Below are 14,937 nucleotides of genomic sequence, written 5' to 3'. Positions count from 1 at the left end.
GGCCTATCGGCTAGAGCGAGTCAGAGGCTGGAGGAGTTTCTGCAACTGGGGTCGCAGGAGGTGTGGGTTTTTGCCAGCGCTGGTAAGCGATCGCCCCTAATCCGCCGACCAGTAAGAGGTAGGGGCTGTAGACAAACAACCAAATGCTCAAGTTCAGCAACCCAACGGTTAGCTTACCCATCGAATGAGTGGCTTGGCCCCAAGTTTCCTGCATGCGTAAACCGACTGGGCTTTCGGCTGGCGGTGAGGCGGCGATCGGTTCGGCCAAACTCAGGTTAATCGTAGAAAAGGCGACTTGACCTTGGAGGCTTTTGAGTTGTCCATCTATTTGCTCAATCGATTGCCGTACGTTACTCAACTCCTGGGTTACACGCAGCACATCATTCATCGAGCCAGAGCGCTCCATAATCTTGAGCAGCATTTCCTCAGAGCGACGGAGATTGCGTAACCGAGACTGAAAATCTACGAGTTGAGTGGAAACATCTTCTACGGTGATGGCGCGAGACTGCACATTGCCCAATTCCGCCAATGCCGCAAGCGTTGCTTCCAGGCGCTCTTGGGGCACTTGAATCTGCATTGAAGCGGTGTGGCGAGTACTGGTATCCTGCGGTTTTTGGTCTTGTAGACCGACGACATCGCCTTGCTGACGTTGAGCGATCGCCGCAACTGACTTTAAGCTCGCGTCAATTGATTTGACCACTACGCTCAGCTCTGCCCGCTTGATCAATTGGGGTCGAGCTTGGGGAACTGCCGCGATCGCCTGTCCTGATGCTGCTTCTGCTCCAGAGCCGCTGGTGTTGCTATCACTGCCAGGATTACCACTGTCAGAGTCGGTGGCCGTTTGTTTTTGGGCCATCATTGGCGCTGAAGCCGACTCCATCGTCTGGTAAGGTGCTGAAGCACAACTAACAAACAAAGCGCTGCTAAACAAGGTACTCAACAGCAACGAAGGCTTAGGTTTTAGGTGAGATAAGCGGTTCACAGCCTACCCTCTCAGTAATTTTTGTTACTGCTAGTATGGCTCCGACTTTAGCTCACTCAGGATTGTGTAGCAATTTGTGTAACAGGAGGGTAGTTACGCCTGCTCATGCTCGCTGAGAATTCTATGTTCTACCTGCTCCGCTCGTCGCTGTTCTAAATTTTCCTGGGCGACAGCGAGATAAGCTTTGACGGCTGCTACATGTTCCTCAACCGCTTTTCCATGCTCACTCGTAGCCATGACATAAGCTTCGGTAGAGGCAGCTTTGTTGATTTGGGCGAGCTTAGCATACTCCTTAGACGCTTGGGCATGCTCCTGGATCCACTGTCCCCGCTCTTCAATGACCTGTCCTACGTCTGCGCTCGCACCCTCTTGGCCTTGCAAAATCTTGCCGACCGTCTCGATCGATTCCCCATGCTTTTGAGCAATTTCTGCATGTCTCAATGCAGCTTCTGCACTTTGTGGTGATATTTCATGCATAGATTGCCATTCTCCTCTTGGCGGTGGGGCTCTTTGAGCGCTCTGTCTAGATCATAGAAACATTAGGGCTCATTCTCACCTATCCTGAGACCCAGGCTAAATATGTGATGAGCAGCACTTTAGTACCTTAAATAATTTCAGGCTGATAGAGCGATCGCCACTGAAATCAGACAGGTTTCCAGCGGCGTAAATATTGGCAGAATTGGCAGACTCTTTCACGCAATAAATAGACTAACAGAACGAGATCTAAGGTCTGCTCAAACCACTGAAATTCATGGCCGTAATAGCGAGGGTCCCAATAGCTGATGGCACTGTGAAAGCGAGCAGTCCAGTTCAGCGGGAAGAACAACAGCGGTCCATCATCCACATGGGTCAAGATGTCTACGGTTGTGTGAAATAAACAGGCGAGCAGAAACCAAAACAGCCAGCGAGTGCGAGAGCCAATGTTCCGTCGCCGTGGCCATACATAAGCTAGTCCCAGCAGCAACAGCACTGGAGCGTGCAAGGTATTATGAGCCGCGATCCAAAAAGGGTTGTGGAAATAAAGCTCGTCAAACAGGAGATGAGCCGTATCCGCTAAACTCCAACCTTTGATGAAGTGATAGTAGACAATGCCCCCGATCGACAGCACCCACAGAGGCAAATCGGGAGCTACAGAACCCAGCAAGAAGGCTCGCTTAACGATGGGTACTCGTGGCAGCGCTTTGTCCAAGGCAGCCGTCATCAAAAAGTGGGAATAGGTGTTCATAGGGGCGATCGCACTACATCAAGATCCGGTTGTTACAGTGAAAAGGAATTTTGTCAGCAAACCAATCCGTTGTAGCAACTCAGGGAGCCCACATGGAGACGCGATCGCTCGGTAACTCCGACATCCAAATTTCGCCCATTCTCATGGGCACCTGGCAAGCAGGCAAACGTATGTGGGTAGGGATTGAGGATGCAGACACAATTAAAGCAATTCGAGCGGCCTTTGAGGCAGGCATCACCACCATTGACACCGCCGAAGTTTATGGAGAAGGCCACTCAGAGCAAGTCGTCGCGGAAGCCCTCTCCGATGTGCGAGATCAAGCGGTCTATGCCACCAAAGTCTTTGCCAACCACCTCAAATATGACCAAGTGATCGAAGCTTGCGATCGCTCCCTCAAAAACCTCAAAACCGACTACATCGACCTGTACCAAATCCATTGGCCCTGTGGAGCCTTCAACAGCGAGCTAGTGCCGATTGAGGAAACCATGCGGGCGCTGAATGATTTGAAACAACAAGGCAAAATTCGAGCGATCGGGGTGTCGAATTTCTCTCGCGCTCAGCTAGAAGAAGCCTGCCAGTATGGCCGCATCGATAGCTTGCAACCGCCTTACTCGCTGTTTTGGCGCTATGTCGAAACTGATGCTGTGCCCTACTGCATTGAGCACAACATCTCGATCTTGGCCTACTCTCCTTTAGCTCAAGGCTTACTCACTGGTAAGTTTGGGCCAGGCCACACCTTTGACTCTGCCGACAACCGAGCCAAAAATAAGCTATTTCAGGGCGAGAACTACGAACGCGCCCAAACCGCACTGGACAAACTCCGCCCGATCGCCGAACGGCACCAATGCACACTAGCGAACTTGGCCTTAGCTTGGTTAATCGCTCAACCCCAAGCCAACGCGATCGCGGGTGCCCGCAACGCCGAACAGTCGGTACAAAATGCTCAAGCCGCAGAAGTGAAGCTCTCGGCAGAAGAACTGCAAGAAATTGACGCGATCGGTCGAATCGTCACCGATCAACTAGCTAATGAAGGCCCCGTGATGTGGAGCTGGGGTTAGTGCCCCCTACTGCCTTACATGCACAGGCCAAACTCCAAACCCAATGATCCGAGGCGGCAGATCCCGCAAAAATGGCCACTGGAGGAAGGCGGGTGGCTGGAAGGGCTGGCTAGTATCCAGGGCCCGCGCAATCAGTCGTTTTTGAATCAGCGCTTGCAGAGCTTGGATAATCCGAGTGGGCCATTCTCGTCGCGCTTGCACTTTTGCCAGATGCCGCACCTCTAGATGCTTTGTCTGCAACGGCTGGGTCAGGATATTGGCTGCCACCACAGCATCTTGGATCGCGTAGTTGATGCCCACGCCGCCCACCGGGGACATGACATGAGCCGCATCGCCAATCAGCAGCAATCCGGGGCGATACCAATGAGTTAAGCGACTAGACTCTACCGAGAGAAACGCCACTTGGGACCACTCTTGCAGGTGATGGACGCGATCGCGCAATTCTGGCACCACTTCCGCGATCGACTGGCGCAACGCTTCCAAACCTGCTCCCCGCAACTGCTGATACCCGCCTTTAGGAAAAATGTAAGCAGCTTGCCAAGTTTCAAAGCGGTTGAGCAAGGCCATCATCTTGCCTCGGCCAACTTTGGCAACCACGCCTTCCGGTTCGTCTGCGTGTCGAGGTAGACGAAACCACAGCACATCCATAGGTGGTGAGGTGCCGACAGCGGTAAAGCCTGCCAGTTCGCGGATGCGAGAGTGACGACCATCTGCACCTACGGTTAGCATGGCTCGGACTTCGTGCCAGCCTCCCTGACCTCGATACCGCACCCCTCTAATCTCACCATTCTCCTCAATCAGCTCTTGGACATTTGCCCCTAAGACGAGCTGGAAGTTAGGGTACTGTTTCGCTTCATCCGTAATAAATTCTAGAAACCGTGCTTGCGGCATCATCGTGATATACGGATAGTGAGTTTTGAGGCGGCTAAAGTCCAGCGTTAGGAAGGCTTGCCCTTGCGCCGTAAACGTTCCCGTTCGCATCTTAGTATGGGGCAGTTGGAGCAAGCGCTCTGCCAAACCCAGTTCTTCCATGATCTCCATCACCGAAGGGTGCAAGGTATCACCCCGAAAGTCGCGCTCGAAATCTCGATGGGCTTCTAGCAGCGTCACAGCAATGCCTCGACGTGCCAAAAGTAAGCCGAGTAAAGCACCCCCAGGCCCACCGCCCACAATGCAGCAATTTGTGGGTCGCACATCTAAGATTTCGTGAGTTCCCGGCGTTGGGAGAGCAACCGGGACTTCTGAAGTCGCATTTGTCATGCTCAGCACTCCTGCAATCTGCAAATAGTTGAGGCGCGATCGCCGACTACAGGGCATTTGGTTCAGTGGCTTCTCTATGGCCCAGCCAGCCATAAGCCTGCGAGGTCATGTTGCCTGATCTGAAGCGGCTTGAACTCACCCTAACTCAGGCAACTTGAGAGGTTCTGTAGATGTAAGAAAAAGTTTCTTTCCTTGGGGGGAGTTTAAGTCAGCACAACTTCTAGCTCAAGGATGACTCCCAAACCCGTTAAAACTCTTAATGTTCTACGAGAGGTGTGTCCTGAACTGATTCAAGCGGACCTCAAAGAATTCAGAGCAAGGATTCAGAGTTTGTCCAGGCTGTAAACGCTTTACAAAAAAAGGAACTTTAAGATGAAATCTTCAGGCTTATCCAAGGTTGTTGGGGCAGGTGTGCTCACCCTCAGTTTGGCAGTACTCCCCATCACTCTTCCTGCTGCGGCTCAGGATGCAACAGGCGGAGCGACTGGTACCGCTGGCACCACTGGCACGACTGGTACTGGAACCGATGCGACTGGTACTGCTGGCACCACTGGCACAGGTACTGATGCAACTGGAACGGGCACCACAGGCACCACCGGAACTGGCACGGGTCTCGGTACTGATACGACTGGCACCACCGGAACTGGCACCACTGGAACTGGTACAGGTCTCGGTACTGACACGACTGGCACCACCGGAACTGGCACAGGCCTCGGCACTGATACCACCACTGGTACAACTGGCACGGGCACCACAGGTACCACCGGAACTGGAACCGATGCGACTGGTACTGCTGGCACCACTGGCACAGGCACGACTGGCACGACTGGCACCACCGGAACTGGAACAGATACCACCACTGGTACAACTGGCACCACTGGTACTACCACCTCTCCTAGCACCACGACCACGACCACAACCACAGATACTGCTGGCGATCGCGACTTCGACTGGGGTTGGTTAGGTCTGCTCGGTCTACTCGGTTTGGCTGGTCTAACTCGCAAGCCTGAAACCACCACGACCTACCGTGATCCTGCTGAGACCACTCGCACTCGCTACTAAGCTTTGATATAGCACCGTCCTAGGTGCATACAAGCTAGAAATCAACTGGAGTCGGAGCCTTGGGTGAACGCCTGAGGCTCTTGTTTATTGGGTCCTTATTGGGGCGATCGCATTGTCAACCGTAAGTTTTCCGATAAGCGGGGTACGAGTTGTGAAGCTTTAATTAGCCAACTCAGGCGCGATCGCATTCAGCAGGGAAGAGAGCCCCATGAACGAAACAGCCAACAGCCCCAACTTGGAAAAGATTGCCAGCTTAGAACAACAAAATGCTGAACTGCGCCAAGAACTAAAAACCCTCACTGAAGAAATCTATCCCTACCGTCTTTACGTTGAAGCTCGTAACAAACTCTCTGGCCTCATGGTTGGATTAGTGACCGTGGTGGGCTTATTCGGGTTCGTCTCAGTTCAAGCCTTAGTGCAAGAAATTGAGCAGCATATTAAGGAAAAAGAAATTCAGAATATTAGTCGAGATGTTAAAGATGGTTTGATCGTCAATGAGGATTTTCGAGAAAAAATTTCGACAGATACGCGAGAAGCGATCAAGCAGGAAGTTCTACGAGATCAAGTTTTTAAGGACAGGATCGCCAAAGAAGTCATTACGTCATTAAATCAAGATCAGGCATTTCAAGACAAAGTTGCTAAAGCTACGATTGATAACCCTAGAATTCAGTCATTGATTGAGGAATCGGTTCGAGCTTCCCTACTTCCCGTGGCAACCAAAGCTCAACAAGCGGCGACGACTGAGAGTGGGTCTCAATTCGCGCAAGCCTTAACCCAGTCTTATGAAGACAAGCGCTACTTCGTAATTGCAGCCTCCTCGCTGAGAGCTAAAGATGTGCAAAACGAACTGAGCCGCGTCCAGAAACTGGTCGGTGAGTCATTTAATCAACAGTTTCCCAATGCCAGAACTTGCGTACCCAAAGCTAGCAATTCTAGACATGCCTTAGTAGTAGGTAGTAATCTATCTTTTTCCGAGGCAGAAGCACTTAAAAAGAAGGCGATCGCTAATAAGTTTCAGACTGACACTTATGTTCTACCCGCAAACAAAATCTTCTTTAATTGCAGCTAACCTGTCTTAAATTCGGCACCCAAGCGAAGAGCAACCGCTCAGACGGAGTATCATTCATCGGTTTTCAGGACAGGCAGTGGGTAAAATCAAGTTCGACTGTCTGTAATGGATTGAACGGTGAAAGCGATGGGAATGCCCTGTGAAGTAAACAGTATTTTGAAACTCAACTCAAATCAGGGCTATCCCGCTGAATTGGTGCCGCGATCGCAACATCAAACCGTCAAGCCAGGGTATCGCATTCTGCCAATGGATGTGCCATTGCCGTTGGTGAATGAACAGTGGGTTGCTCATGCGGATATTGTGGTTCGTCAGCTAACCTGGGAAAACGGTGAAACGAAGCTTATGTTTGAGATTCATCGAGTGTATGACAGCCCGTTTAGTCTGAAGGGTTAGCAGCCGAAAGTGCGAATTCACGTTGAAACATTCACGGTTCACAAACGATTTCCGCTCACCATTAGCCGAGGCACAACGGCTCAAACGACCAATGTCTGGGTGCGAGTGGAAGCAGATGCCATTGAAGGCTGGGGCGAAGGGTCTCCTTTTTCGGTCGGAGAAACGCCACAAACTACAGAAGCGATCGCGCAACAGTTGCAGCAAATAGCACCTGCCTTAGAGCCGCTTCATCCCCTCGATCGCCAGAGAATTGAAAGGGTTTTACAGGAAGCTCAACTTTCTTCCGCGGCTCATGCTGCGTTAGATATCGCTTTGCTAGATTGGCTGGGCCAGAAAGCGCAGTTGCCGCTATGGCGAATATGGGGCCTCAATCGCGATCGCATTGTCCCGACCTCGGTGACGATTGGCATTAATCCACCAGAAGTAGCTCAGCAACGAGTGAAAGATTGGTTACAGCTCACCTGTGCTAAAGCTCTAAAAGTCAAACTAGGTAGCCCGGATGGAATTGCTGCCGATCAAGCTATGTTGCTGGCTATCCGTGAAGTCGCTCCCCCGCAGGTGAAGCTCAGCATTGATGCCAATGGGGGTTGGAGCCTGACTGATGCGATCAAAATGAGTCAGTGGCTAGAACAGCAAGGCGTGACTTATATCGAGCAACCGCTGCGTCGGGGGCAAGAGCAAGACTTACTTAAACTGTACGAGCGATCGCCTTTGCCGATTTTTGTCGATGAAAGTTGCTTTACCAGTCGAGATATTCCCGCTCTCAGCGATCGCGTCCACGGCATTAATATCAAGCTGATGAAATCGGGTGGGTTAAGTGAGGCGATGCGGATGGTGCATACAGCGCGTGCTTGTGGCCTCCAGATTATGTTTGGTTGCTATTCTGACAGTGGCTTGCTGAATACTGCCGCCGCTCAGCTCTCACCTCTGGCGGATCACTTGGATCTCGATAGCCACTTGAATCTACTCGACGGTCCTTTCTCCGGTGCCAGCTTGCAGGATGGCCGCTTGCTACCCAACGATTTGCCTGGTTTAGGAGTTTACTATGCGCCTCAGTCCTGAACATCGCGTCGCGATTCTGCTCCATGACGGGATTCGCGGTTCTCAGGGAAAAACAGGGCTATCCCTCCTACGCTACAGCGATGCCAATATCGTGGCCGTGATTGATCAGCAGTGCGCTGGAGAATCCCTGCTCGATTTGACTGGCATTCACCGCACCGCGCCCATCGTGGCCTCTGTGGCTGAATCGCTGACCTACAAACCAGATGTCTTGGCGATCGGGATTGCGCCTTCTGGTGGCATTTTGCCAGAGGCTTGGCGACAAGAAATTCAACAGGCGATCGCGGCAGGTGTTTCTGTAGCCAATGGCTTGCATACTCCCTTGGCCGAAGATCCAGAACTCAAAGCTCTCCTCTGCTCAGATCAATGGATTTGGGATATGCGCCAAGAACCCACAGGTTTAACGGTAGGTACTGGAGCGGCGCGATCGCTGAATTGCTTGCGGGTGTTGCTGGTAGGCACCGACATGAGTGTGGGCAAGATGTCTACCGCTTTGGAGCTGCACCAAACTGCTTTACAGCGAGGTTTGCGGGCGAAATTTCTGGCAACAGGTCAGGCTGGCATGATGCTAGCAGGAGACGGCATTCCTCTTGATGCGATTCGGGTGGATTTTGCCTCTGGCGCGGTCGAACAGTTAGTGCTGCGCTTGGGTGCTGACCAAGACATTGTGTTTGTGGAAGGTCAAGGTTCGTTGCTCAACCCTGCTTCTACTGCAACTTTGCCGTTGTTGCGTGGCTCTCAGCCGACTCATCTGGTGCTAGTACATCGGGCTGGCCAAACTCACATTCGCAACTTCACGCATGTGCCGATTCCGCCTTTACGCCAAGTAGTTGAGTTGTATGAAACCGTGGCAACCGCCGGAGGAGCCTTTGCGCCTGCCAAAGTGGTCGCGATCGCCCTCAACACGGCTCACCTAGACACAGCCAGTGCCAAACAAGCCATTGAGCAAACTCAACAAGAAACGAGTTTACCTTGTACCGATCCAGTGCGGTTCCGCGCCGACTTGCTTTTAGATGCGATTTTGGGCGATCGCTAATTTGCTAGCAATGCCGTTAATCCACCACTCGGATCAAACCCGTCTGCAAACCATCGAAAACGCGAGTAATTTGCTGTTGGTCTTCTGTACTCAAAGAATTTTTTGCGAGTAGTGCTGACATGAAGCGATTTTGGTCAGTACGGCTAATGCGACGGGATACCAAAATCCGATCGACGAGTTCCTGGATTGCCATGTTCACGAAATGACCCTGATGCAGATAACGATCTGAACTATTTTCTGCGTATAAGAATATTAGATTTTTCTTAATTTTTAGCAATTTTATTCCAAGAACTTTATTTACTCAACTCAGGCTCTTAAAGCCCAAAGCCCTAGTAACTTAAGCTACCCAAAAGAGCCTTACTTTATCTAACTCCCATCCCTTCATCCTTCTTCCCTCGCCCCTCATCCTTCCTAATCCGTAGGGATCACCATTGACTCAGCCCTACAGCATCTTATAGAGTCGCGAAAGCAGGTCTAGTTTCTCTGCCTTTAGAAGGTGGTGCAACCGTTACAGCACCAAGCTTTCAGGCTTAAAAGTTAAGATATTTAAAGATACTTTACAGCTTCCTCACCATGCAAGTTACCCAAGCCAGCAGCATCGCTCCCGTATCTGGTCAGTATTGGCAGTGGCGGGGCCAGCCAATCTACTATGTCCGAGCGGGCGATCGCCAGCCTCACCGTCCTCCGCTGCTGTTGATCCACGGCTTTGGAGCCTCAACCTTTCATTGGCGCAAAAACGTGGCGGGGTTGAGCAACGACTTTGAAGTTTGGGCGATCGATTTGCTGGGATTTGGGCGATCGGCAAAACCCAACATGCAATATAGTGGCGATCTGTGGCGGAACCAAATCCACGACTTCATTACCGAGGTAATCGGCCAGCCGACCGTTCTAGGGGGGAACTCCTTGGGAGGCTATGCCGCCTTGTCTGTTGCTGCCCAACACCCCGAAGATGCCGCAGGTTTGGTTTTGTTTAACAGTGCGGGGCCTTTCAGCGATGCTCAGCCTGCACCTAAGAAAGACCCGATCCGGGAAGTGTTCGGCAGTTTTGTGCAGTCGTTATTTCAGCAACCTTGGGCCAGCTATCTCGTGTTTCAATACACCCGCCAGCGTTCTGTGGTGCGCCAAACGTTGCAGAAAGTGTATCTCGATCAAACTGCCATCACCGATGATTTGGTTGATGATATTTTGCGAGCAGCCAGTGACCCTGGTGCCGCAGATGTGTTTGCGGCGGTCTTCAAAACGCCCCAAGGTGACAAGGTGGATGTCTTGTTGGGACAACTCCAGTGCCCTTTACTGATGCTCTGGGGCGAGCATGACCCTTGGATGAACGCCAGAGCCCGCAGCGTCAAGTTCCGTCAGTATTACCCGCAACTAACTGAGCATTTCCTGAATGCTGGGCATTGTCCCCATGATGAAGTGCCTGATCAGGTCAATGATCTAATTGGCTCTTGGGTCAATTCCATTGCGAGTTAAATCTCATTAAATTTCAATCGTGGCGATCGCTCTTTTTGTTCTCTTTTTGTTGTGACAGGGCGATCGCAGCATCTAGGCAGTCAACCAAAAGAGAGTAAAGAATTTATAGAAGTTCTCCTGCTGCTTCCACCCATTCCCTAATAATGAATTGGTTTTATGGATGGAGGAGTGGGTTTATGCAATGGAGAGAGATCGCGTATCAAGCTGCTACAGTGGTCAGCGCCTTGACCGCTTGGGGTTTACAACAGACCTCAGCGCAAGCTGCTTTGCTAGTAGGTAACACTGCCGGGAACAACGTTCTCATTTTTGATGAACGCACAGGCAAGCTGGGTGGTGAATTTATTGGCGCAGGTAGTGGGGGTCTGACTAGCCCAGATGATCTTACCTTTGGATCAGATGGCGATCTCTATGTCAGCAGTGGCAACAACTTCTCAGGAGCCATCCTCCGCTACGACGGCAGAACGGGGCAGTTTCGCGGTCGCTTTGATCAAGGAGGAACGCTCATTCGTCCCTACGGCTCAATCTTTGGTCCGGACGGCGAGCTTTATGTCAGCAGCTTCTTAACCGATCAAATTCTCCGTTATGACGGCAAAACAGGAGCTTTTATCGATGTATTTGCGGCGGGAAATGGCCAAGCCAACGGATTGAACGGGCCTAACGATTTGGTGTTTGATGCAGCTGGCAACCTCTACGTCACTACCCAAGGTAGTGTTGCAGCTCCCGGCGATGGAGATGGCGACGGGGATGTAGAACCCGGTGAAATTGCGGCTAACTTTCCTGGTTTGCCGAGCCAAGTACTGCGCTTCACTAATAATAACGGCGTACTCAGCTCCACCCTGACTGTTTTTGCGGATCAACCACAACCGCTGCCGCTCAGTTTTGGCTTTGTCAGCTTCTTAGGACTATCGATCGCCCCTAACGGAGATCTGGTCACTACCGATTTTGCCAATGGTATCCGCAGCTACGACTTAGCTACAGGCACACTCAAATCAACGATTGCTACCAGCTACGCCACCTTTAACGACAACGGCCAAACCCGCAGCAGCAACTTCATCGGCAACCTCACTTTCACTCCCGACAACAAACTCTACACCGTGGGTTTTGACTCCCGGAACAACAATTTCGGAGCCATCCTCCGCTACGACGGCACCACAGGCCAACCGTTACCCAGTCCTGGCAATACCAATGCAGTCCTCGTTGCTACAAATGCCAACCTCAAGCGCCCGATCGGAATTGCCTATGCCCCGATTAGTGTGCCTGAACCGACAACCACAGTCGGCTTATTGGCCTTCGGCGCTGCAGCAACAGCGTTATCCCTAAAGCGCGATCGCAAATCTTCTAATCCCTAAAACCAACCAGGCGATCGCTCTTTTTTCTGGGGAGGGCGATCGCATCATTAAACCTTTCTCGCCTAAGTGAAGCGTTTGAATTGGCTAGAACTTACCAGCCTAAATTTGTTAAAAAACTACAACCTGAATCTGAAGAGTTACACTTTAACTCTCTAACTTGAAGTTTCCTCTGAAATAGTTGTGGTCCTCCCAGGGAGTCGTTCTGTCAGGACACAATCAACTGCTTCCTTGTACTTTGAGGAGATTTTTAGATCTATGGGGGTAGACCTACGAGTTCCAGCTAAGCGAATCTTTAGAGTATTTCTCTGCCAGCTATAAGATGCGATTTCGTTCCATCTTGCCACCTTGGTTCTTCCATAACTGATACCCTGCGTACTGAATTCCAACTTGCTTGATATCCATAAGGATAAGAAGAGAACTTGAGACCACTGAAGAATTGGACTAAACACAGTGAGTACAGTAATGGTAACCGCGGGAAACCCTCGGATCATCATCCCGTGAATTGCTACCTGAGTTGAAAAAATTGCTGTTCCTAGTACAAAAACTATCAATAACCCAAAAGTAATTCGATACCATAACGGAAAAAGCCAACTTGGTCTCAGAAGTAGAGATTCTGCATTTCTTCTGGGTGGTAAGAGCAAAATACTATTTGTCCAAAGCAAACCGTTGGCAAATCCAGATATTAATGATTGATAAAGTGTTACCACTAGCCAATTAGAATTTCCTTGCGAGGGTAGCAGGTTACTAGCAGCCCAGGTTAGGAGTGTTGATAGGAGCAAGAAGCCAAAAACGAGGCCGAAGAAGAGACCAGTTCGCCTTTGAGGTACTTGGTGAACTCTAGTAACTGCACAAACTCCTACTGCAACCCCAACAGCCCCCAGGAAAATTAGGCAGGCGACTAAGTTCTTCATCATTGGCTCCATTCCTGGCCAGGATATGTGGCAATAATAGCCATACGGGGAATACTTTTTACACCGCTTAGCATGTCAGGGCACCTTCAAAGCAAGCGAGTGTCTATGGTCTTGAGGCCAAATGGGTGAAACCTCTTTATAGCCGTTAAGGAATTGTTACCACAATGGGCAAAATTGCCATCGCAGACCGCTTGCGCTACAGATTCGACAACTTTATGTCCAGAGGTACCGTATCCCTCGTTAGCGGACTGGCGTTGGTGTCTCTGGCATTTATCCTGTTGATGGCATTCCTGGTTAGCTTGAGTGGGATTGCTCCAGAGGGTGGCGATCGCCTCAGTCTCCCCGAAGCTATCTGGGGAGTTTTGATGCGAACCTTAGACTCAGGTACCGTAGGCGGTGATACAGGTTGGGTCTTCCGCTTTGCAATGCTGTTTGTCACCTTTGGTGGCATTTTTGTAGTCAGTACCCTGATTGGTCTGCTTAGTAGTGGTATCGACACCAAGCTAGAAGACCTCCGCAAAGGGCGATCGCGGGTAATTGAAACCGACCACATTGTGATTTTAGGCTGGTCGCTTCAAGTCTTCACACTCATTTCTGAACTAGCTCTAGCTAATGCCAATCGACCGGATACCTGCATTGTCGTCCTGAGTGAAGAAGACAAGATGCAGATGGATATTGCCTTAGCCGATACGTTGGGTAAGCTGCCCCGCATTCGCTTAGTTTGCCGTACCGGAAGCCCTAGCAGCATGGCAGATCTCGGTATGGTGAGTATTCAGACTGCGCGCTCCATCATTATTCTCAGCCCCCACAACCAACGGGCGGATACGCAACTCGTTAAAACCCTGCTTGCCATTACTAATATTCCGCGATCGCTGCCTCAGCCTTATCACATCGTTGCCCAAGTTCAGAATCCCAAGAGTCTGGATGTCATTAACTTGGTAGGGCAGAACGAAGTAGAGATACTGCTGACCAACGATCTAATTTCGCGCATCGTGGTGCAAACTTGTCGGCAATCAGGCTTGTCCCTTGTTTACATGGATCTGCTCGATTTCAGCGGCAACGAAATCTACTTCAGAACCGAGCCAACGCTGCAAGGACAGCCCTATGGTAAAGCGCTTCTGGCTTACAACGATTCCACGGTGATTGGGATTAAACATACTGATGGCACCATTCAGCTCAACCCCCCTGTAGAAACACCGCTCCAACCAGGTGAGCAACTCATCTTGATTAGCGAAGATGACGACACCATGCAGCTCTCTACTCACTCAGAGCCACCCATCAATGTATCAGCGATTCAGTTGAGCAATCGTCCTCCAGCTGCCGCCGAACATACCTTAATTTTGGGTTGGAACGATCGCGTCGTTGAAATCATCCAGCAGCTCGATCAATACGTTGCCCCTAGTTCTACAGTGACCGTGGCTCCTGGGTTTCCGGAAGCAGAGGTTGACCTCTCAGCGGAAACCCTCAAGTTACAGAAACAAACGATGCAGTATCGCGCTGGAGACCCCACCGATCGCCGGGTCCTAGAGAGCCTGAACTTGACTCAATATGACCATGTCGTGGTTTTGTGCAATCCGGATCTCGATCCTGAGGAGTCAGATGCCGAAACGCTTGTCAGACTACTGCACCTGCGGGATATCGCTAATCGCCACAACCACGATTTCCAAATCGTCACAGAAATTCTGGATGTACGGAACCAAGCTTTAGCTCAGGTGGCGCGACCCGATGATTTTGTCATTAGTGAGCAGATCATCAGTCGAATGTTGGCTCAAGTGGCAGAACAAAAAAGCTTAAATGCCGTATTCGCTGACCTCTTCAACCCAGAAGGTTCTGAGATTTACCTGAAGCCAGTAGATGATTATGTGGCGATCGCTCAACCTATGAATTTCTACACCGTGGTTGAGGCAGCCAGACAACGAGGGGAATCGGCGATCGGTTACCGTTGCAAAGCTGATGCTAATAATGTGGCTAGAGCTTACGGTGTGGTAATCAATCCCAAAAAAGACCAGCCCATCACCTTTTCGTCTCAAGACACTATCATTCTCTTAGCTGAAAGCTAA

General features: G+C 50.8%; 14 protein-coding genes. 9 read left to right on the top strand and 5 right to left on the bottom strand.

Translation table 11 applies throughout. The features are described 5' to 3' along the window. Nucleotides 1-10 precede the first annotated feature (10 nt). From H6F72_RS11040 to H6F72_RS11030, 3 genes are all read right to left on the bottom strand, one after another. A complete protein-coding gene (locus H6F72_RS11040; RefSeq protein ID WP_199299031.1) occupies nt 11-982 on the bottom strand; it encodes a DUF4349 domain-containing protein in 972 nt (323 codons plus the stop codon). A gap of 93 nt (nt 983-1,075) precedes the next feature. Then, the gene (locus H6F72_RS11035; RefSeq protein ID WP_190434733.1) at nt 1,076-1,459 is read right to left on the bottom strand and encodes a hypothetical protein; all 384 of its coding nucleotides are present in this window, start codon (nt 1,457-1,459) and stop codon (nt 1,076-1,078) included. A 166-nt stretch (nt 1,460-1,625) separates the two neighbouring features. Further along, complete coding sequence (locus H6F72_RS11030; protein ID WP_190434730.1) at nt 1,626-2,207, bottom strand: metal-dependent hydrolase; 582 nt, start codon at nt 2,205-2,207, stop codon at nt 1,626-1,628. Between the two features lie 50 nt (nt 2,208-2,257). Here H6F72_RS11030 and H6F72_RS11025 point away from each other — a divergent pair, with 50 nt between their 5' ends. Further along, complete coding sequence (locus H6F72_RS11025; protein ID WP_370527481.1) at nt 2,258-3,265, top strand: aldo/keto reductase; 1,008 nt, start codon at nt 2,258-2,260, stop codon at nt 3,263-3,265. Nucleotides 3,266-3,271: 6 nt separating this feature from the next. On the opposite strand, the gene H6F72_RS11020 is transcribed toward H6F72_RS11025, so the two are convergent. Next, nucleotides 3,272-4,618, bottom strand: coding sequence for an FAD-dependent oxidoreductase (locus H6F72_RS11020; protein WP_242016881.1), 1,347 nt, complete (start codon nt 4,616-4,618; stop codon nt 3,272-3,274). 279 nt (nt 4,619-4,897) lie between these two features. On the opposite strand from H6F72_RS11020, the gene H6F72_RS11015 reads away from it, so the two are divergent. From H6F72_RS11015 to H6F72_RS10995, 5 genes are all read left to right on the top strand, one after another. Beyond that, complete coding sequence (locus H6F72_RS11015; RefSeq protein WP_190434727.1) at nt 4,898-5,587, top strand: WGxxGxxG-CTERM domain-containing protein; 690 nt, start codon at nt 4,898-4,900, stop codon at nt 5,585-5,587. 208 nt (nt 5,588-5,795) lie between these two features. Continuing rightward, entirely contained in the window at nt 5,796-6,656 is an 861-nt protein-coding gene (locus tag H6F72_RS11010; RefSeq protein WP_190434723.1) for a hypothetical protein, read from the top strand. Between the two features lie 126 nt (nt 6,657-6,782). Beyond that, on the top strand, nt 6,783-7,049 hold the full coding sequence (locus tag H6F72_RS11005; protein ID WP_190434720.1) for a DUF2584 family protein: 267 nt from the start codon (nt 6,783-6,785) through the stop codon (nt 7,047-7,049). 9 nt (nt 7,050-7,058) lie between these two features. Next, complete coding sequence (locus tag H6F72_RS11000) at nt 7,059-8,111, top strand: dipeptide epimerase (protein ID WP_190434716.1); 1,053 nt, start codon at nt 7,059-7,061, stop codon at nt 8,109-8,111. After that, the gene (locus tag H6F72_RS10995) at nt 8,095-9,144 is read left to right on the top strand and encodes a DUF1611 domain-containing protein (RefSeq protein ID WP_190434713.1); all 1,050 of its coding nucleotides are present in this window, start codon (nt 8,095-8,097) and stop codon (nt 9,142-9,144) included. Before H6F72_RS11000 ends, H6F72_RS10995 begins: the two co-directional genes overlap by 17 nt. 16 nt (nt 9,145-9,160) lie before the next feature. Here the strand turns inward: H6F72_RS10995 and H6F72_RS10990 are convergent, their stop codons facing one another. Further along, nucleotides 9,161-9,337 (bottom strand): hypothetical protein, encoded by a 177-nt coding sequence (locus H6F72_RS10990; RefSeq protein WP_190559839.1) that lies wholly within the window; start codon nt 9,335-9,337, stop codon nt 9,161-9,163. 380 nt (nt 9,338-9,717) lie between these two features. On the opposite strand from H6F72_RS10990, the gene H6F72_RS10985 reads away from it, so the two are divergent. From H6F72_RS10985 to H6F72_RS10975, 3 genes are all read left to right on the top strand, one after another. Next, nucleotides 9,718-10,617 carry an alpha/beta fold hydrolase gene (locus H6F72_RS10985; protein WP_190434710.1) on the top strand — a complete coding sequence of 300 codons (900 nt, stop codon included), beginning with the start codon at nt 9,718-9,720 and terminating at the stop codon, nt 10,615-10,617. Between the two features lie 176 nt (nt 10,618-10,793). Then, on the top strand, nt 10,794-11,966 hold the full coding sequence (locus H6F72_RS10980; RefSeq protein ID WP_199299030.1) for a PEP-CTERM sorting domain-containing protein: 1,173 nt from the start codon (nt 10,794-10,796) through the stop codon (nt 11,964-11,966). A gap of 1,075 nt (nt 11,967-13,041) precedes the next feature. After that, complete coding sequence (locus H6F72_RS10975) at nt 13,042-14,937, top strand: potassium transporter TrkA (RefSeq protein WP_190434704.1); 1,896 nt, start codon at nt 13,042-13,044, stop codon at nt 14,935-14,937.

The organism is Trichocoleus sp. FACHB-46, assembly GCF_014695385.1.
Taxonomy (GTDB): domain Bacteria; phylum Cyanobacteriota; class Cyanobacteriia; order FACHB-46; family FACHB-46; genus Trichocoleus.
Note: the sequence above shows the minus strand (reverse complement) of the source record. Positions and strands in the feature narration are given on the sequence as shown.